Genomic DNA, 19669 nt, shown 5'->3' with positions numbered 1-19669 from the left:
TCTGCGCGTCCGTCCGGGAGAGAAGGTCCCAGTAGATGGGACTGTCACCGAGGGTCGCAGTTCAGTCGATGAGTCGATGATCACCGGGGAGCCTGTTCCGGCTGAAAAGACGACCGGAGCAAAAGTTGTGGGTGGCACCGTCAACGGCACTGGGGCTTTTGTTATGCGGGCCGAGCGGGTCGGAGCCGACACTGTGCTTGCCCAGATCGTACAGATGGTTGGTAAAGCACAGCGAACGCGAGCACCGATCCAGCGGTTGGCCGACACGGTCTCGGGTTACTTTGTGCCTGCTGTCATCCTTGTTGCTGTCATCACGTTTGTTATCTGGGCATTCATCGGTCCAGAACCCAGGTTGGCCCATGCCCTGGTAAATGCCGTGGCAGTCTTGATCATTGCCTGCCCTTGTGCCCTGGGTCTGGCTACTCCCATGTCGATCATGGTCGGCACCGGTCGTGGTGCTACAGCGGGCGTGCTCATCAAGAATGCCGAGGTACTCGAAATCATGGAACGTGTAGACACCCTCGTTGTGGATAAGACCGGCACTCTCACCGAGGGCAAACCTCGTGTTGTTACTGTCGTTGCTGCGCGTGACCAGGATGAAGCAGTGGTCCTCAGGTCGGCGGCAGCATTGGAACGTTCCAGCGAACACCCACTCGCCGCTGCGATCAGTGAGGCCGTTCGGGAGCGTGGCCTCGATGTGCCCCAGGCCGAATCCTTTGAATCACTCACAGGACGCGGAGTTCGTGGCATGGTTGAAGGTCGAACGGCAGCAGTCGGCAACGTCAAACTCATGCAGGAGATCGGAGCTGACGCCGGCGGCATGATGGAAAAAGCCAGTCAGATTCGGGAGCAAGGCCAGACGGCGATCTTTGTAGCCGTGAATGGCCAGGTAGCGGGCCTCATCGGCATCGCCGATCCGATCAAAGCTTCTGCTAAAGATGCCATTCGACTGTTGCACGCCGAAGGTGTGCGGATCGTCATGCTCACAGGGGACAATCGGACTACCGCCGATGCTGTTGCCAAGCAACTCGGCATTGATGATGTGCGTGCGGATGTCTTGCCGGCAGATAAGGGCAAAACTGTCGAAGCCTTCCAGGCAGAAGGGCGTATTGTCGCCATGGCCGGGGATGGGATTAACGACGCCCCAGCCCTGGCTCAGGCCCAGGTCGGCATCGCTATGGGGACCGGAACGGATGTGGCAATGGAAAGCGCGGGAGTCACTCTGATGAAAGGCGATTTGCAGGGAATCGTCCGTGCTAGAAGACTCAGTCGAGCGACCATGCGGAACATACGCCAAAACCTGATCTTTGCTTTCGCCTACAACGTGCTCGGCGTGCCTATTGCTGCTGGTGTACTCTACCCCTTCTTTGGATTGCTGCTCAGTCCCATGATAGCCAGCGCCGCGATGACGCTGAGTTCCCTCTCAGTCGTGGGTAATGCACTGCGATTACGGACAGTGCGGCTCTAGCTTTGTGTCACTGGTATGTTCCAGCCATTGTTACATACCTCTACTCATCCCAGTCGGTGCACCCGGCTGCCCCGGGCTTGGCCGTTCAGCAGGTACCGGCAAGGGACTTGAACTCGGCGGACCTGACAATGTACGCTGCAGAACGGTACGCCGACGGAAGTACTCAGCTGTTGCTTGGTAGTACTGCTCCTGTAGGTCAGCAAGGTTACGCTGTGCCTCTAATAAAACCAACAGCGGAACATCACCGGGGATATAACCAGCTTGGGCAGCTTTGACACTTAATTGTGCGGCTGGTAAGAGATCAGCTTCGAACAGGCGGATAGACCGATGACTTTCACGCCACTGCTCGTAGGCCTGCTGTACCTCGAACGCAGCCTGGTCCTGTTGTCGCGATAGCTGGGCTTGCAATTCGACTAACCGAGCATGAGCCTCGGCAACAGCCCCCTCCCGTTTCGCCAGACGCATCGGCAGGTTGATCCGGACGCCGACCTGGGCGCGCATTTTTGAGTCGTCCCACATATTGTCGTAGGCAGCCATCAAGTCGAAGTCGGGGTAGTACTCTTTCTGGGCGAGTTGTACGGCGGCTTGAGCACCGGTAATACGATCATTAATCGCCATCAAATCGAGCCGCTGAGCAAGTGCCTGCTCCTGTAGTTTCCTTGGATCTGGGAGTTCACCCTCGACTTTGATTGACTTAGGTGGTGGGGGCAATGGAGTATCCTGGGACTGGTGCAGTAAGGCATTGATTCGGGCAACAGCCACTGCTTTCTGGCGGTCCAGTAGTATTGAACGATTTCGCCGCCGACCGATCTCTACGTCAAGGACGAGCATGTCCTGCTGTTTCACTTTACCGGTAGTGAAGAGCGTCTCAGCATTTACCCGAGACATGCGAAGTGACTTCACTACCTCGTCATTAACTTCGGTAGACCGGGCGATGAGGTAGTACTCGTAGAACGCATCGCGCGCCGCCTCGGTCAGTTGTTGCCTCATGCCTTCGACATCTCGACTGATTGCGATTGCCTCTGCACTCGCAATCTCTCCACGGAGTGATAACTTTCCCGGATAGGGGATTCGTTGGAATAATTCCACCCGGTATGCTGCTGGGTTTGAGCCTAGTCCTGCTGGAGCCAAAGTTGTTCCAGCAAGTGGGTCATCAAGCGAAGTAACTTGTGGGAAGCGGGCTGAAGCTGCCTGCCACGCGGCATTCATCTGCGTTATCGATGGGTTTCGGGCAAGTACGTTGTCAACAAGTACTTCAGCCGTGAGTTCCTTCACGTCCTTGAGAACGGGCTCCGTAGAAGACTGCTCCTGAGCCTTAGTTTCGATGGCTCCCGCAGGAACGATCTCGGCTTGTTCTGAACTCTTACTGGTTTTCGAACCTGAACGATGGCTTACCGATGAAGATGATTCTAAAGAGAAGGGGCTCGGTCTTGGTTCGGACTTGGTAAGACCTGTGCATCCCATCGACAGAATTGAAAAGCCAATCAGAAAAACACAGGTGTTCCGTACGCCAGTAAGTCTCATAGCTGACTCCTAGCGCGACTTGACCTGTGGTTGGAGACCGTGGATACTCGTGGAGTTTTGCTGAGTTTTCTCTCTAGCCGGTCAACTGCAAATTGTCGTGACGCATGAATTATGCGTAAATGGCAGTAACCAGAGTTACAGCCACCATACGACCAAGTAGCGCATGAATGGTGTATCGACCTGAATAATCGTCAGACTTTACCTTCATCTCGATGTAATGTATCTTGATTGAGGGCTTCGAAGAGCGTGGCTGCGTCAGTGTTTGGCCTTGTTTGAATTACTTGGTATGGTTAACTTCTTGACATATTGAGAACCAAGGAAAGGATGCCAGTCATGCGTTTGCTCTATGTTGCGGTTGCGATTGTTTCAGCATTCACGGGATATGTTGCACTGGAAGCCAAGCCCATCGAGGTGAGAAGCTCGGTCAAGGCTGTACGTCCTCTTCTGCATGCCAGGGAGGTCGTGACCCGCCAGACCGAATACTACGAACCTGAATCCACTCATACCCAGGTGCAAGCTTATGCTTCACAGAAATCTTGCTGTCCGGGGAACTCATCATGTACTAACAGTTCGTGTCGAACTGGAAAATCCCAGTGCTCTGGAAATTCCTGTGGCTGCGGGAGATAGCTGAACTCGCATCTTGCTCTGATAGTATGTTGACCTCGTTGCTAGAATGACCTGCGACGAGGTCTTTCCACGAATCCAGTTCATTGAGGAGACAGATATGCTTCGGCAATTCACAATCTTGGCGGCTATCGCTACCATCTTTTTCTGGACTAATCTTGCTCAAGCTGAGTCCAAGATCGAAGTCAAACAACTGCACATGTGTTGTAGCGGTTGCTCTGAAGAAGTAGAGAACATCCTGAAAAAGGTCGACGGCTTAACGGATATACAGGTTACCAGGAAAACTCGAACAGCAACATTCTCTGCACCCAGTTCTTCCGTTGCCCAGAAAGCTCTTGATGCTTTGGCAGAGGATGGTTTCTATGGTGAGGTAAACGACAAAGGCATCGCCTTCAAGGCTGACAGTGGCGTGAAGAAAGAGAAAGTAACATCGCTCACACTGACTGGTTTCCACAACACCTGCCCAGGATGCGTGAAATCCTTCCGCGTCGCTCTCAAGAAAGTGGATGGAGTGACTGGTGATGACTGCAAGCCTTCAGTCACCACGTGTACCGTGAAGGGAAACTTCGATGCTGCGGCTTTGGTCGAAGCACTCAACAAGGAAGGGTTTCACGTCAAAGTGAAGCAATAGCAAACAGGCATTAAGCAGGGCATTCAACTGGGCCGAAAAGCAATTTCGCTTCTCGGCCCAGGAACTTTCTGATTATCGAAGAGGCAAGGAATTGACCCGCTATTTGCTTGCTCCGTGTTTACCCATTCCTCGACATGCTTTTTCACAACGACGACATTCTTCAGCACATGCCTTCATGTGACTGTCATTGGGAAATTTTTCGCATTCAGCACCACATCGAGCACAGGCGTCTGCACACGACATACAGATCAGCTGTGCAAAAGGACCACCTCGAGCGGTGATTTGCGATGCTGCGGCGCAGAAGGTCGAGCAATCTTGACAAGTCATCAAAGTCGCAATGTGTTCTTTTTTACCCTCATGAACTTGATGTGCACAATGTGTGGAGCACATATCGCATGCACGTTGACAGTCAGAACAAGCCTTGGCACAGTCTTGTAGCATTTTTTCGTGTTCAGTGTGTTGCACGGTTCTCTCCTGTGTTACAGCAAAAGGAACACCAATAGCTGTGATAACGAAGGCGATTGCGAAAACCGCAAAGCCATTTCCGAGAGAAAGAAATCTGATCATTGGAGACTCCAAAATCGAAGTGCCCACCGCCTACCGACACCGATGTCGAATGTGAAGGTGGATTGTCCTATTAGGTTAAATGCAACTGCCATGCCAGTTAATGGTGAGCTTGGATCAAGATGTACAATCTCAAAATTTTAATGGTCCCGGAATCGTATAGCGACCGCATCCCGGCATTGCCGTGAATCAAATGTATTGCTTGTTTATCCTGGTTCAGTTTCCCAATAAATGGCTACTTACTTTTTCAATAGATCTGCCCGAACAGCCTTTACTTGGGCTGCTTGTTCATCCAAGTGCATTTTCTTCAACAATGCGGCGTAGCGCTCCAGACCTTGTGTTAAAGCTGGATGTGTTTTGGGAAGGACCTTCGTGTAGATGGTGAGAGCACGTGTCAGGAACAACTCAGAAACGATAAGGTCGCCTTTAGACTCGAACAACTCAGCCAGTTTCTCTAGATTGTCGCCATATGCTTGGTTGTTCTCGCCTAGTCGGTTTCGGTATATGACCAGAGCCTCACGGAAAAGTGGTTCGGCAAGTTCATATTTTCCCGTTCGCATGTAAAGAAGCCCCAGATTATTGAGACTTCCCGCACAGTCCAAATGATCTGTGCCTAAGACTCGCTTTCTCGCGTCTAATACCTGGATCAAATACGGTTTGGCCCGTTCATAATTACTGGTCTTCATGTAGAGTCCGGCGAGGTTGCTCACGGAACTCAGTGAAGACTCGCTGTCTTCTCCGGCGATCTTGTGAAAGACTCGAATTGCTTGGAGCAGACACTTTTCGGCTTGCTCATGATTGCCAAGCCAGATGTCTACGCAACCTAGTTGGTCCAAGGTCGTAGCGTATGCTTGGCTCTCCTCACCTTGCAACTGCTTATACAACTGCAAACTCTGCTTTAGAAGCGGTGCCGCTTTTTCATATTCCCTCTTGTCTAGATGTCGCGATGCCAGACGCTTCAGATTGTCTGCCTTTTCCAAAGACATTTCATTATCTGACGACGTTTCGGATTTTTGAGTTAGCGGTCGGCCATCAACCAGTTTAGTCGAAGTGTTAAGAGGTAATTTGGGCACGTCACGGGAAGCGAGAGGAGGTGGAACAGCTGATTGTTGAGCAATGCTGATGATCACGGCAAGCGAAAAAATGCTGAACATGATAGTCCCCTGAATGCGCGATAAGCCGTAATCCAAGTAAGGGCAATAACTTCGACCTGTTGGCATGTCAATAGAAGCAATGCGTTATTGAATCGACATCAATCAGCAGACGATTAGGGTACTTCAAGACACAAATCAGAGTACAACTTAGCCTACCCTAACTTAAACTGCTAGTCTTTCCTAAAGACAGGCAAGACTAGCTGCCGATAATGAAGACTGACGGATTAGCGTTATTATCGTCAAAGTTTGACACGCGATAACAGCCTTTTAGGAACTTTCCTGTGTTTCGATCATGGCTGCCAATCACAGCTGTTCTTCTTCTAGGGCAGATAAGTACGCTTTGTGGGCAAGAGAATTATTCAACACGGCAAGTGCCGCCAAACGATCAATCACCGCTACCAATCCAGCAAACTAACTCCTTCATTCCCTCGAATAATCAAACCATCTTCACCGGTTGGGATGGCAAGGATGATGCTCAGACAAAAAATGGCACAGAATCAAAAAACGGGAAAGAGGATAAAAAATTCGAACCCAAGCATATCCGCGACAATGGATTTCTTGTTGAAGAGGCCTTTAATCAGGAGCCTGGCGAAGTTCAACACATTTTCAATTGGGTGCATCAATGGGATCGTACAGCAGTGGGGAAGACTCGCGATTTCGCATTCTCATACACAATGGAATTGCCGCTCGGCTCACAGACTCATCAGTTCTCTTTCCTGACGCAAATACAATCCGCATTCGATGCTCCAATAGCAGGGCAGAGTCAACAACCTGGAGGCATAGGAGATACCTTCATCAACTAACGATACCAACTTTTAGCCGATGACGAGTTCATTTGGTGTGCGCCCCGTTTCACCTTGATTCTTCCGACTGGTGATAGGACTTTCGGCCTTGGCACTGGGGAGTTAGGATATCAATTCAACCTTCCGATCAGTCATTACGGTGACGTATTCGACTTCCATTTCAACATCGGGACGACGTTTACTCCAAGAGTTTCTGCGCTCTTAGAAAATGGGTTCTTATCTTCTGCTCAGGACCTTCGTTCCTTTAACCTAGGTGCCAGTGTCTATTGGAAACCAAAAACCAACCTTCACTTCTTCGTCGAAGCACTGGCATTGTCAAACGAAGAAATCAACGATCTGGGGACCCGCGACCGTTTGACCCAAGTTTATCTCAACCCAGGAGTGAGGTATGCCATCTGTCAATTGGAGGAAGTGGAATGGGTCGTCGGCGTATCGGCACCTATCGGATTAACCAGAGATACTCCAGACATTGGCCTGTTCATCTACATGTCGATTGAATTTGGTTTCAAAAAGAAAAACGATGAATAGCTGAGTTAGCGCTAGTCAACTCAAAAAGTCTAACCTGTCTCCGAAGATCCAGTTGTTTTCACCTTGAAGTGGTTTCAAACCATTGGACAGAAACCTGTACAGTTGTCATCATTGTCAAACGCCACGTCCAGGCTACAATTTTAGCAGCAAGAAGGATGCGTGTATTGTTCCGTATCTTACTTTCACTGTACCTGATACTGCTAGCCTTCGCTGGCCCGGGTCTTTGTTACTGCAACATTCTCCAGCTAACTCATCGAAAAGTCGCAGACCGCTCAGGCAAGAACCAATCTTCCGATACAAAACACAAGCAACACTGCAATTGCAAACATCAACACGATCAGCGTTCCGCACCGGTTCAACCTGGCCATTCTAACACTTCTTGCCCGTCCTGCCCCTGTAATCACCACGAACAAATACCCGTGGTTCTGCCAAGCGTTGATTTGACGCTGAGCTTATGCTTTGACTTTGCAAAAGAGTTGAATGTTTTCGAAAACTTTCACGGTCCGTCAAATGGGGCAGCCCAGTACTTAGGCGACGCATTGTTAATGGCATATCTAAGCGGATGGCATCATTGTCAGTTTTCTGCGCTAGGGATACTGCGCGCACCGTTCGTACTTCTTTGTTAGCTTCTACTGCGTTCAAGTCGAATTGTCGCCAAAGTGGGCGATCTGCTCACTGACTTTGGCATTAGCCAAACTGCTTTCACTTACCCTTGCCGTAGCAAACGGCAGTTGATCCGAACACAGTTCGTCTGGAGCAACCGGCATGGAATCTTGCCATACGCTGGAAGCCACTCATCCCAAACATCTTGCCCTGAAGATCGGCGTGATGGGAGGGGCAAGCGGCACGTTTGACAAATTGCATATGGACAAGGCCCACCAACTGGGCCATGCCATAGCCACTCAAGCATGCATTACCGTTACAGGTGCATGCCCTGGGCTGCCGCTAGCCGCTGCTTGTGGTGCCAAGCAAAAGGGTGGCCTCGTAGTTGGTATTTCTCCCGGATTAAGCCTGGATGAACATATCTACAAGTACGGTTCACCCACTGAATTTCACGATGTGCTTATCTTCACCGGCAGTGGTCTCATGGGTCGGGAGATCGTGAATATCCGCAGCTCAGACATCGTCATTATTATCGGTGGCAGAAGCGGTACACTCGGGGAACTGGCGATTGCTTACGACGAAGGCAAGCTTATCGGAGTACTCACCGGTACGGGCGGCATCAGCGACATGATCGCTGAGATTTTGAAAGCATGCTCGAAAGACACAGGTGCGTTCGTCAAATACGACGATGATCCAGCCAAGCTTGTGAACAGCCTTCTGGAAACGTACCGGACTTCTCACCATAAACGTCCTTCATGTTTTTGTGCTGAACGTCCTCGTAGCGAACTGTCTCCCGATACAACACTTGCCCGCGATCCCGTCTGCGGCATGAAGATCGCATCTGCATCAGCCGCCGCAACGCGAGTTTATTTGAACCAATATTTCTATTTTTGCTCAGAGCACTGTGCTAGTCGATTTGATGCCGATGCTAAACAGTTTTTAGACAGGAGGGAACAGCATGCTTGATACTTCATCACTCCAGATACTGGGAGCGGCTGGTACTGTTACTGGCTCAAAGTATTTGTTGCGCTTTCAGCAGCAAAGTCTCCTTCTAGACTGTGGACTGTTCCAAGGTCTCAAAGAACTCCGGCTTCGCAATTGGGCGAAGGTGCCGTTCGATTTATCGCAGCTGAAAGCAGTCGTATTGAGTCACGCCCACTTGGACCACACCGGTTACCTCCCGTTGTTAGTGCGTCAAGGCTATCGTGGTCCAATATATTGTTCTTCCGGTACTGCCGATCTTTTGGGAGTGCTGCTACCCGACAGTGCACACTTACAGGAAGAAGAAGCTGCTCGCGCTAATCGTTACAGCTATTCCAAGCACGCTCCTGCCCTTCCGCTTTACACCGTAGCGGATGCACAAGCGACACTGCGTCTCGTTGAAACTAAGCCATATCGCGAGGCGTTCTCTGCTGTTGAAGGTGTTCAAGTCAGATTCAGGCCAAACGGTCACATTTTGGGTTCGTGTTCTGTGGAACTAGAACTGAAAACCCAACCCGCTTTCAGAATTGTCTTTTCGGGAGATGTAGGTCGCTACGGACGACCCATCCTTCACGACCCCGAGCCTGTTCCACAAGCTGATTTGTTGCTTGTCGAATCGACTTATGGCGACCGTATTCATGCTCCCGATCCGATCAACGAGCTCGCCGAGGTTGTTAACCAATCTGTTGCACGAGGCGGCGCCTTATTGATTCCAGCATTTGCCGTAGGCCGTACGCAAGAACTAGTCTGGGCGATACGACAACTAGAAGATTCTGGACGCATTCCAACACTCCCGGTCTTCATCGATAGCCCAATGGCTATTGATGTCAGCGCCCTCTATTGTCGCCATCCCGAAGATCATGCCCTGGATATGAAGCTCCTCATGGACGAGAAGCGATGTCCACTCTGTTGCAAGAAGTACCAGTTGACACGCACTCCTGACGAATCCAAGGCGTTAAACGACATAAAAGGCCCCTTCATTGTCATTGCTGGAGCAGGAATGCTGACCGGAGGCCGCATTCTTCATCACCTCAAGTACCGTCTGCCTGACCCGCGAACAACCGTACTACTCGCTGGCTTCCAGAGCATTGGAACACGCGGACGATTGCTGCAGGAAGGCACAAAGCATCTTCGCATTCATGGTCAAGATGTTCCTGTACGTGCAGCTGTCGTAACATTGCACGGTTATTCTGGGCACGGGGACCGCAATGAATTACTACGCTGGCTGTCAGGATTTCAAAAGCCACCCCGTCTCACACTTGTAGTTCATGGTGAGCCGGTGCCTGCCTTGGCCTTAACTACCGCATTGCAGGAACGGTGGCGCTCGGCAGTGCGACCTGCACAAGACGGCGAGGTAGTTTCGATTGCCCGCCTCTTAGACGATTCGCCTAGCTCCATGAGCTTACCGGAGGTGGCAAGATGAGTTCTCCGAACCAAAGTGTGGGTTCATTGCCCCAGAATATTGGACTTTCGTTTTATGCTCTCGACCAAGAAGAAATTTTGAAGGGACTGGGCACCGATTCCGATAAAGGCCTCTCTAGTTCGCAATTGCGTGTTGCGCAAGAACGCTACGGTTCCAACGAACTCACGGAAGCTCCACCTACCCCTCTCTGGCGAAAGTTTCTGGCCCAATTCAACGACCTGGTGATCTGGGTGCTCATCGGGGCAGCTCTGATCTCCGGAGCGATGGGTGAATGGACGGATGCCCTGGCCATTTTGTCCATTGTCTTGATGAATGGACTGATCGGCTTCTACCAGGAAGAAAAGGCTGAGCGTTCCTTAGCCGCCTTGCAGAAGCTCTCATCACCGATGGCCAAGGTTATCCGTAACGGAACTCTGCAAACACTCCCTGCAAAGGAACTGGTCCCTGGTGACATCGTTGAACTTGAAGCTGGGGACTATGTTCCCGCCGATGCTCGATTACTTCGTTCCTTTAACCTCTGTGTTCAAGAATCAGCATTGACAGGGGAATCAGTTCCTGTTGAAAAAAACGCAGAAGTCAAACTTGCCTCAGAAACGCCCCTGGCTGAGCGCCGCACGATGATCTACCTGGGTACGGTGGTGACTGCCGGGAAGGCTACAGCAGTAATAACCTCGACAGGCATGCAAACCGAACTGGGCCACATTGCGGGGATGCTTCAGAGATATGAGCCTGAACCTACACCTCTGCAAAAGCAATTGGCCAAACTGGGCCAAGTCCTGATTTATGCCTCCTTTGCCATTGTCGGACTTATATTCATCCTGCAAGAAATGCGGGGCGAAAAACTACTCGATACCTTTTTGCTGGCTGTGAGCCTAGCCGTGGCAGCAGTTCCTGAAGGGTTGCCTGCTGTTGTGACGCTATCCCTGGCTCTCGGACTCCAGCGTATGGTTCGTCGTCACGCGCTCATCCGAAAACTACCTTCCGTTGAGACGCTCGGCTCCGTCACCGTCATCTGTTCTGACAAAACCGGAACCCTGACCTGTAATGAAATGACAGTCCGTGAAATACTCGTCTCAAGCGAGCATTTTGCAGTAAGTGGTTCCGGGTTCGCTCCATCAGGTCGATTCTTCCCTTTTGGATTGGAGACCGATGATTCAAAGGCAATCAAGCCCTTAGATTCTCCATCGCTCCAGCTAGCCTTAACGATTGGTGCACGCTGTAACAATGCCAGACTCAAGCCACTTGATAAAGGTGCAGGTGCATGGCAAGTTGTCGGCGATCCGACTGAAGGAGCATTGATAGTAGCGGCGATGAAAGCGGGGATCGAGATCACGTCATCTTCCGCCCAGGTACTTTACGAAATACCCTTCGATTCTGAACGTAAGGCGATGTCCGTCGTGGTTCGGGAACCTGGCGGTCGTCTTCTCATGTATACCAAGGGTGCCCCTGAGGTGATTCTCGGGAAATGCGTCAGCGAACGGTACTCGGAGGGAGCACAGCCACTCTCAGAAGTGAGGCGACGTGAGGTGTTGGATGCCAACGCGGCAATGGCTGGTCGTGCCCTACGCGTGCTCGCATTAGCCTATCGAGAGGTATCATCACCAGCGAATGCTCTAGCAGACGAGCATGACCTGATCTTCGTCGGGCTGGTCGGCATGATTGATCCGCCCCGCGAGGAGGCCAAACTGGCAGTTCAGCGCTGTCACGAAGCAGGAATACGCCCGGTCATGATTACCGGTGATCATCCTGCAACAGCACTAGCGATTGCCGTGGAACTCAACATCGCTGAACCTAATGATCGAGTCGTCACGGGCCAAGACCTCAGCGTGATGTCCGACGAGCGCCTTGCAACAGAAGTCGAAATGATCGCCGTCTATGCTCGCGTCACTGCAGAGCACAAACTGCGTATCGTCAAAGCCTGGCAGAGCCGTGGCCAAGTCGTTGCCATGACTGGTGACGGTGTCAATGACGCGCCGGCCATCAAGGCTGCCGACATCGGCATCGCCATGGGTGTGAGTGGAACTGACGTCACCAAGGAAGCATCGGCAATGGTGCTGACCGATGACAATTTTGCTTCGATCGTGAATGCAGTTGAAGAAGGGCGTTGCATCTTTGACAACATTCAAAAGGTGCTGATCTACCTGCTTTCCTGTAATTGTGGCGAGATTCTCCTGATGCTCGTCGCGAGTCTGTTAGGATGGCCAACGCCACTATTACCAATCCATTTGCTATGGCTCAACCTTATCAGTGATGGTGTACCCGCGCTGGCCCTCACCATGGAACCGCCGGAAGCTGGCATCATGCAAAGAAAACCCAGGCCTCCAGGTCAGTCAATGCTTTCATGGGCGTTAGGAAGACAGCTATTATTTCAAGGCCTGTTAGTTGGAGGAGTAGTTCTAGCGGCGTTTGGCATTGTATATTTGCAAAACCCCAAGTCAGACGAAGCCTTAGCTCATGCTCGCACTGTAGCGTTTTGCGTTGCGGTCTATGGGGAACTCTTTCGTGCCCTGGCTGCCCGCAGCCAAATACGAACATTCTGGCAACTGGGAATCTCCAGTAACCCCTATCTCTTTGGTGCGATTGCGGTATCAGCGCTACTGCAACTGAGCATCATTACACTCCCATTCACGCATCTTGTCTTCGACGTTACGTCGCACCCCATTTGGGAATGGGCGTCCATTGCCATTCTCGCTTTGTTCCCTGTTACTGCTATTGAGATCAGCAAACTAGTTCGGCAGAGATGGTTGAGCCGTACCACGCTTTCCGCAGGAGGTGACGTATGAACCGCTTCGCGCCTTGGCTTCGCAGCATTGTTGTCTTGAGCCTCCTCGCAGGTGCCGTTTACCTGGCGTACCGTTACTGGCCGCAAAAATCTGTACTAGCCACCGAGCAAGGTGATTGGACTTGTTCGATGCATCCTCAAATCCGCTCGCCCAAACCAGGCGATTGCCCAATATGCGGAATGAAACTGATTCCTGTGAAAGAGCAACAAGCTGAGGCATCGGTCTATCAGGAGCGAATTGGACTTGAAACGGAAGCTATTTCTTTCCGAGAACTCGCCAAGGTCATTCGTACGGTTGGCAAACTCGATTACAACGAACCACGCATCGCCTACATTACTGCCCGTATTGCGGGTCGCGTTGAAAAGCTTTATGCTGATTTCACCGGCATCCAGGTCAAACAAGGAGATCATCTTGTTGACATCTACAGCCCGGAACTCTTTGTTGCCCAGGGTGAACTCATACGCATGATCGATGCGGTTCAGAAAGCTCAGGGTGACCGTACTTATTTTGAAACCACTCTCGAAGCTTCACGAGCCAAGTTACGTCTTCTGGGTATTCTTCCCGAGCAGATTGAATCGATTGAAAAGAGCCGCAAGATCCAAACCCATCTGACGCTGTACTCGCCCATCGGCGGCACCGTAGTGGAAAAGAGCGTTCGCGTCGGTCAGTACGTCAAGGAAGGCGATCCTCTCTATCGCATTGCTGATCTTGATCCGATCTGGCTTTACATCGATGTCTACGAATCAGACCTGTCTTGGGTACGATATGGCCAATCAGTAGAAGTATCGCTGGAAGCTTATCCCAACGAAGCCTTCCAGGGCACGGTGACTTTTATTGATCCGTTTCTTGATGATAAAAGCCGCACGGTCAAAGTCCGTGTGAATCTCAAGAATCCCGACCGGCGTCTGAAGCCAGCCATGTACGCCTCGGCGATCATCAACGTGCGACTCCGTTCGGATGGAAGCCCCGAAGCGACCGGGCTCGAAGGAAAGCACGTTTGCCCGATGCACCCGGAAGTCATTCAAGATAAGCCAGGCAAATGTACCATTTGTCAGATGCCATTGGAGCGAATCCCTGATGCAAAGCCATCGACATTAAAACCAGACGTAAAGCAAGCTCCCACGAAATCAGGCGAAACTGTTCATGACGAACATGCAGGACACGATATTGCCAAAGCTACACCACCTGTCAGCGTGAGTCCCCAAGCTCCCCAAGGAAAAGTGCTGGCTATCCCAGTGACAGCAGTTCTCGATACGGGTGTACGACGCATTGTCTATCGATTGAAAAAGGACGGAGCTTATGAACTTGTTGAAGTGATCATCGGCCCCAAGACAGAAGGGAAGAATGATGCAAACAAAGTCGTTGAGTATTATCCAGTCTTGAGCGGACTGAAAGCTGGCGATCGCGTTGTCGTTCGCGGCGGTTTCTTGCTCGATAGCCAGCAACAAATCGCTGGCATGCCCAGCCTGCTATATCCACAAGGCCAGTCGGCTGCAAACTTACACTCCGGACATGGTGGTGGTGCGCCAACCCCAGCCAAGCCAACAGCTCCCAAAGGTCACGAAGGCCATTAATCCACCAGGAGTAGTTCAGCCATGATTGCATTCATTATTAACTGGTGCCTGAACAACCGCTTCCTGGTGTTGCTGGCCGCAATCGCCATACTCGTGGGTGGGTATTACTGCCTCAAGAATACCCCTGTCGATGCTATTCCTGACATCGGTGAGAAACAGGTGATCGTCTTTGCTGACTGGCCAGGGCGCTCGCCGCAGGACGTCGAAGATCAGGTGACCTACCCCCTTACTACGAGCCTTCAAGGAACGCCGCTAGTTAAGTCCATTCGATCAGCCTCTGCGTTTGGCTTCTCGATGGTCTTCGTCATTTTTAAGGACGAAGCTGACTACTACTGGGCACGCTCTCGCGTCATGGAACGTTTGAGTGTCGCAATGGGCAAGATGCCGCAGGGTGTTGTTCCGGTACTTGGCCCCGATGCCACGGCTCTGGGACAAGTCTATTGGTATACGCTGGAAGCAGATGGAGCTGATCTGGGACAGCTTCGTTCGTTGCAGGACTGGTACGTTCGCTACCAACTCCAATCCGTGGATGGTGTTTCGGAAGTGGCTTCGGTCGGTGGATACGTCAAGCAGTATCAAATTGATGTTCATCCGGACAAGATGCGTGCTCAGCGGGTGATGTTGCCGGAAATCTATGAAGCCGTCCGTCGCAGTAACATTGATGTCGGAGCCAAGGTTCTCGAAAACAACAATTATGAGTTCTTCATCCGTGGTGTTGGCTTTGTTAAGAGTATTCAGGATGTGGAAAATATCGTCATCCGCCAGGAAGGCGGCACACCGATCTTCATCAAGAATGTTGCCACGGTTCAGCTTGGGCCCGATTTCCGTCGTGGCGCACTCGACAAGGGCGGCCGGGAAGCTGTGGGTGGTGTCGTCATCATGCGCTATGGTGAAAACCCGCTGCATGTCCTAGAGCGGGTGAAAGCCAAAATCAAGGAGATTGAACCAGGGCTGAAAATCACATTGGCGAGTGGCAAACAGGCTCCCGTCAGCCTTGTCTCCTTTTATGACCGTACTGACATCGTGCTGGAGACTATCGACACCTTAAGAGAAGCATTGACGGAAGAGGCTATTGCTGTTGCTTGCGTCGTCATCATTTTTCTGCTGCACCTGCGTAGTTCGCTTGCCATCGTTCCTACTCTTCCGCTCTCGGTGGCGATGAGCTTTATCGTTATGTACTACCTCGGCGTCGATAGCAACATCATGTCGCTGGCTGGCGTAGCCATTGCCATCGGTGATGTCGCTGACATGGGCATTATCATGACCGAGAATATCTACCGCCGCTGTTCCACAGAGCCTAACAGGCCGCACAAAGAGGTCGTTGCCGAAGCTGCCAGCGAAGTGGGTAGCGCTATCTTAACCTCCGTGACTAATACCATCATTTCCTTCATTCCGATTTTTGCCTTAGCCGATCAGGAAGGCAAACTCTTCAAGCCCTTGGCTTACACCAAGACACTTGCTATTTCTGCTTCCGTCATTCTGGCTATCACGCTTGTTCCTGTGCTGAGCTATTACCTTGTCAGGTCAGGGACCTGGTCAAGGCTTAAGTCACTACTCGTTGGCGTTGCTGTTGGTATCGCGGCGACGTTTGCCATGCATGAAGTCCTGCTATGGGGATTCGGCATCAGCGGTCGCTGGAGCGGCTGGCCGACTTCCTTTGGCATCGGGATTATGATTGCTGCCGCCGTATACCGCATGGGCCGAGAACGACTTATCCCACTCGAACAGAATCTTGTTGCCCGAGGTGTTAATGCAGTCTTTCGACCAACACTGCGGTGGGTGCTTAACAATAAGTTCCTATTCCTTGTTATCCCTCTTTTCATTTCACTGCTAGGTCTGACTTGCTGGCTTGGTTTCGCTCGTATGGCTTATCCGCTTGAGTTCGGGTTACGCAAGATCGGTGTCGATATCACCAACAACAGCGTTTGGCTCAATCTCAGTAAGACCTTCCCTGGCCTGGGCAGAGAGTTCATGCCGCCTCTCGACGAAGGCTCATTCCTATTTATGCCCTCCATGCTTCCTTCGGCGTCGTTACCACAATCACTTGATGTTGTTTCCAGGCAAGACGCCGCCATTCGTACCGTTCCTGAAGTGCAAAGTGTCGTCGGGAAACTCGGCCGTGCTGAGACTGCACTTGATCCTGCCCCTATCGGCATGATTGAAACGGTGATTATCCTGAAGCCAGAAGACGATTGGCGGATGGTCTCAGACGGCAAAGGCGGGCAGCGTCGCATCACTAAACAGGAAATCCTGCAGGAGCTTCAATCCAAGACCAACATCCCTGGGGTGCTCCCAACGTGGCTGCAACCCATACAAACGCGCATCATCATGCTACAAACCGGTTTCCGGGCCATGATGGGCGTGAAAATCTTCGGTGCCGACGTTAAAGAAATTGAACGCATTGGACTGCAAATCGAGCAGCTTCTCCGCAAGGTTCCAGGTGCCACTGACATTGTTGCCGACCGAATCCTTGGCAAGCCGTACATCGAGTATGAAATCGACCGCTTGGCCATAGCTCGCTACGGTGTTAAAATTCGCGATGTTCAAGACATCATCGAGATCGCCATCGGCGGTGAGAATTTGACGACATCCGTTGAAGGTCGGGAACGTTACCCGATCCGCGTACGCTATTTACGTGAACTCCGAGACAACTTCAAAGAACTTGAACGAGTACTCGTGCCCACATCTACCGGGGCACATATCCCTATTACCCAGGTCGCCAAGATTCGTTACACAGTTGGGCCCCTGGAACTCAAGAGCGAAGGGGGACTTCTTGTAGGCTATGTCACGATGAACACACGTGATCGTGATGAGGTAAGCGTCGTTGAAGACGCAGAAAAGCTGTTGCAGGAAGAAAAACGGAAAAGTGACGAGCTTGTTGCCGCCGGACGGCACCAGGAGGCGACGCTTGTCGTACCTCCGGGATACTACTGGAAATGGTCGGGGCAGTTCGAGAATCAGCAACGTGCCATGGCCCGTCTCTCATGGCTTGTACCACTCGTGCTCATCACTATGGTGGTCATGATTTATGTTGGCCTTGGTAAATGGTGGCTCGGCTTCGTTGTCTACTTTGGCATGCTCACCTCTGCTGCTGGAGCTTTCATCATGGTTTATCTTTGGGGAGCCAACATGAGCGTTGCCGTCTGGGTCGGCTTCATCGCCCTCTTCGGTGTTATTGACGACAGCAGTATTGTGATGCTCGATTATCTGGAGCGAGCATTTGGGAAAGTTACTCCGCGATCCCGTCAAGAGGTGCGCGAATATGTACTCGATGCTGCCATTCAACGTATTCGCCCAATTCTCATGTCAACGGCCACGACTTTTATCGGGCTCTTACCAATCTTTATGACACATGGACGTGGGTCTGACGTCATGCAACCAATGGCCATTCCCAGTATCGGCGGCATGGCGGTCAATCTGATCACGCTGTTCATCGCTCCTTGTCTTTACTGCCTGGTCAAAGAATGGGAAGTGAAGCGTGCATTGAACAGCAAGTAGCTCCGGATAACAAAGGCACACTTTGACCAGTTTGCCGAAGGGTGTGAGATAATAATACGAACATGATATCAACAGATGACTTAGTTCAGCTCTACACAAAGAGAGGGCGAACCTATGATCGATTTGTACGGCTGGTTCGCTACCCGCACGGACTTCTTGCTTGTTTTCTGCAGTCTCCGCTGCTTCGGCCCGGAATGAAGGTCCTCGATGCCGGGTGTGGTAGCGGGGTCGTAACACTTGCGTTGCGTAAGGCCCTTTTAGCACGTGGATTCAGTTTGGAAACCATCCACGGTTTCGACCTTACTCCTGCAATGCTTGAGCGGTTTCGTACGTCGCTGCTCAATCAGGGGATCGAAGGCATCGAACTGATCCAGGCGAACGTGCTCGATCTGAACACTCTTCCGAGTTCTTGGACGAACTACGACCTGATTGTCACAGCATCAATGCTGGAATACCTTCCGCCAGGGAATATTGTTCAGGCCCTCAGTGGACTACGAAGGCTTTTGAACCAAGATGGGAGTCTGTTGTTATTCATCACACGTAACAATTGGCTCATGTATTGGTTGATTGGTCGATGGTGGCGATCAAACCTTTACACAGAACCAGAAGTACGAGATTTCCTAATCCAGGCAGGCTTTTCAACTATCACCTTTCGGAAGTTTCCTCTTTCATCGCGTCACCTCGCACTTTGGGGCTTGATGGTCGAAGCACACTGTTGACCAGGCACGGGGTGCGCGGCAATCAGGTTTAGTCTACAAACGCAAAACACCGCCTGAGCGGATCGCCAGGCGGTGAATGGGTGTCATAAATACTTTGACGATACGCCAGCAGTAGGTTATTTGCTCATCTCTGACAAGTCTTTGACAACTGTCTCGACGTCCTTCGCAGCAAACTTTTCGAATGCGTGATTCGATTTGACCTTTTTGCCCTTGTAGAGGATTGCCGTCACCGCAGCTTCTTTTGCGATCTTGTAGTCTTCAGGACCTTTGGGTCCGTCAAGAGCAAGGCTGACATGTTTGACGTTATGATCCTTCTTAAACTGCTCGATCTTGTTTTTCATATCATCGCCGTCGGCCAGGAAGATGATGACTGCTGATACTTTGGCTTTCCCGATTCTGGCAACTTCGGCATCAAGTTTCTTGACCAAACTGGCCAAGGCGTCGTCGGTATCGCGTGCGAAGACCAAAGCGACTGGTTTGCTGCCGAGCTGTCAGATAAAGCAACTCTCCTTGCCGTTCCTGCTGGGGCTATCGGCGTTGTAGATATTCAGGGGATCAAATGGAGTGACCCCTTTACCCGGCTGCGGGCCGGACTTCAAATCACCAGCCATCACGACAGTCGCACAGACCATCATGCCTGCCAGCGATCCGCAGATGAAACTGCGTCGCGTCTTCATGCTTCTCTCCGATGGAATGAGTAAGAGACCAAGAGTTTACAATCGACACCCTGATTGCAAACCTCATGTAATCATTTAACAAAGTAACTCGAAAAAAGTAACTCGTAGAACTAAG

14 protein-coding genes are annotated in these 19669 nt (G+C 51.4%); 10 read left to right on the top strand and 4 right to left on the bottom strand.

Annotation, left to right across the window (positions count from 1 at the left end; translation table 11 throughout):
- Window positions 1-1468 (top strand): copper-translocating P-type ATPase (locus JNJ77_08540; protein MBL8822619.1); only part of this gene is annotated, 1468 nt, incomplete at its 5' end.
- Window positions 1469-1498: 30 nt separating this feature from the next.
- Here the strand turns inward: JNJ77_08540 and JNJ77_08535 are convergent.
- Window positions 1499-2992: a TolC family protein gene (locus JNJ77_08535; protein ID MBL8822618.1), complete on the bottom strand. Its 1494-nt coding sequence runs from the start codon at window positions 2990-2992 to the stop codon at window positions 1499-1501.
- Window positions 2993-3716: 724 nt separating this feature from the next.
- On the opposite strand from JNJ77_08535, the gene JNJ77_08530 reads away from it, so the two are divergent.
- Window positions 3717-4247, top strand: a complete 531-nt coding sequence (locus tag JNJ77_08530) for a heavy-metal-associated domain-containing protein (protein MBL8822617.1) — start codon at window positions 3717-3719, stop codon at window positions 4245-4247.
- A gap of 803 nt (window positions 4248-5050) precedes the next feature.
- Here the strand turns inward: JNJ77_08530 and JNJ77_08525 are convergent.
- A complete protein-coding gene (locus JNJ77_08525) occupies window positions 5051-5965 on the bottom strand; it encodes a tetratricopeptide repeat protein (GenBank protein ID MBL8822616.1) in 915 nt (304 codons plus the stop codon).
- Window positions 5966-6246: 281 nt separating this feature from the next.
- Here JNJ77_08525 and JNJ77_08520 point away from each other — a divergent pair, with 281 nt between their 5' ends.
- From JNJ77_08520 to JNJ77_08485, 8 genes are all read left to right on the top strand, one after another.
- Window positions 6247-6768 (top strand): hypothetical protein, encoded by a 522-nt coding sequence (locus JNJ77_08520; protein ID MBL8822615.1) that lies wholly within the window; start codon window positions 6247-6249, stop codon window positions 6766-6768.
- A 54-nt stretch (window positions 6769-6822) separates the two neighbouring features.
- Window positions 6823-7296 (top strand): hypothetical protein, encoded by a 474-nt coding sequence (locus tag JNJ77_08515; protein MBL8822614.1) that lies wholly within the window; start codon window positions 6823-6825, stop codon window positions 7294-7296.
- Between the two features lie 828 nt (window positions 7297-8124).
- On the top strand, window positions 8125-8865 hold the full coding sequence (locus JNJ77_08510) for a YHS domain-containing protein (protein ID MBL8822613.1): 741 nt from the start codon (window positions 8125-8127) through the stop codon (window positions 8863-8865).
- A complete protein-coding gene (locus JNJ77_08505) occupies window positions 8858-10303 on the top strand; it encodes an MBL fold metallo-hydrolase (protein MBL8822612.1) in 1446 nt (481 codons plus the stop codon). The genes JNJ77_08510 and JNJ77_08505 overlap by 8 nt, the downstream gene beginning before the upstream one ends.
- Window positions 10300-13086 carry a cation-translocating P-type ATPase gene (locus JNJ77_08500; GenBank protein ID MBL8822611.1) on the top strand — a complete coding sequence of 929 codons (2787 nt, stop codon included), beginning with the start codon at window positions 10300-10302 and terminating at the stop codon, window positions 13084-13086. The genes JNJ77_08505 and JNJ77_08500 overlap by 4 nt, the downstream gene beginning before the upstream one ends.
- The gene (locus JNJ77_08495; protein MBL8822610.1) at window positions 13083-14660 is read left to right on the top strand and encodes an efflux RND transporter periplasmic adaptor subunit; all 1578 of its coding nucleotides are present in this window, start codon (window positions 13083-13085) and stop codon (window positions 14658-14660) included. The genes JNJ77_08500 and JNJ77_08495 overlap by 4 nt, the downstream gene beginning before the upstream one ends.
- Window positions 14661-14681: 21 nt before the next feature.
- Window positions 14682-18158: an efflux RND transporter permease subunit gene (locus tag JNJ77_08490; GenBank protein ID MBL8822609.1), complete on the top strand. Its 3477-nt coding sequence runs from the start codon at window positions 14682-14684 to the stop codon at window positions 18156-18158.
- Between the two features lie 62 nt (window positions 18159-18220).
- Window positions 18221-18877 carry a class I SAM-dependent methyltransferase gene (locus JNJ77_08485; protein MBL8822608.1) on the top strand — a complete coding sequence of 219 codons (657 nt, stop codon included), beginning with the start codon at window positions 18221-18223 and terminating at the stop codon, window positions 18875-18877.
- 116 nt (window positions 18878-18993) lie between these two features.
- Here JNJ77_08485 and JNJ77_08480 read toward each other — a convergent pair whose 3' ends face one another.
- Both JNJ77_08480 and JNJ77_08475 read right to left on the bottom strand, forming a co-directional pair.
- Window positions 18994-19344: a hypothetical protein gene (locus JNJ77_08480; protein MBL8822607.1), complete on the bottom strand. Its 351-nt coding sequence runs from the start codon at window positions 19342-19344 to the stop codon at window positions 18994-18996.
- A gap of 24 nt (window positions 19345-19368) precedes the next feature.
- Window positions 19369-19554 carry a hypothetical protein gene (locus tag JNJ77_08475; protein MBL8822606.1) on the bottom strand — a complete coding sequence of 62 codons (186 nt, stop codon included), beginning with the start codon at window positions 19552-19554 and terminating at the stop codon, window positions 19369-19371.
- Window positions 19555-19669: the final 115 nt, after the last annotated feature.

The sequence above is a fragment of the Planctomycetia bacterium genome (assembly GCA_016795155.1).
GTDB lineage: Bacteria > Planctomycetota > Planctomycetia > Gemmatales > HRBIN36 > JAEUIE01.
This window is presented reverse-complemented; position numbering and strand designations above follow the sequence as displayed.

Coding starts and splice junctions, on each gene's coding strand:
- JNJ77_08535 (MBL8822618.1), bottom strand. CDS start 2,992: ATGAGACTTACTGGCGTACGGAACACCTGTGTTTTTCTGATTGGCTTT.
- JNJ77_08530 (MBL8822617.1), top strand. CDS start 3,717: ATGCTTCGGCAATTCACAATCTTGGCGGCTATCGCTACCATCTTTTTC.
- JNJ77_08525 (MBL8822616.1), bottom strand. CDS start 5,965: ATGTTCAGCATTTTTTCGCTTGCCGTGATCATCAGCATTGCTCAACAA.
- JNJ77_08510 (MBL8822613.1), top strand. CDS start 8,125: ATGGGAGGGGCAAGCGGCACGTTTGACAAATTGCATATGGACAAGGCC.
- JNJ77_08505 (MBL8822612.1), top strand. CDS start 8,858: ATGCTTGATACTTCATCACTCCAGATACTGGGAGCGGCTGGTACTGTT.
- JNJ77_08500 (MBL8822611.1), top strand. CDS start 10,300: ATGAGTTCTCCGAACCAAAGTGTGGGTTCATTGCCCCAGAATATTGGA.
- JNJ77_08495 (MBL8822610.1), top strand. CDS start 13,083: ATGAACCGCTTCGCGCCTTGGCTTCGCAGCATTGTTGTCTTGAGCCTC.
- JNJ77_08490 (MBL8822609.1), top strand. CDS start 14,682: ATGATTGCATTCATTATTAACTGGTGCCTGAACAACCGCTTCCTGGTG.
- JNJ77_08485 (MBL8822608.1), top strand. CDS start 18,221: ATGATATCAACAGATGACTTAGTTCAGCTCTACACAAAGAGAGGGCGA.
- JNJ77_08475 (MBL8822606.1), bottom strand. CDS start 19,554: ATGAAGACGCGACGCAGTTTCATCTGCGGATCGCTGGCAGGCATGATG.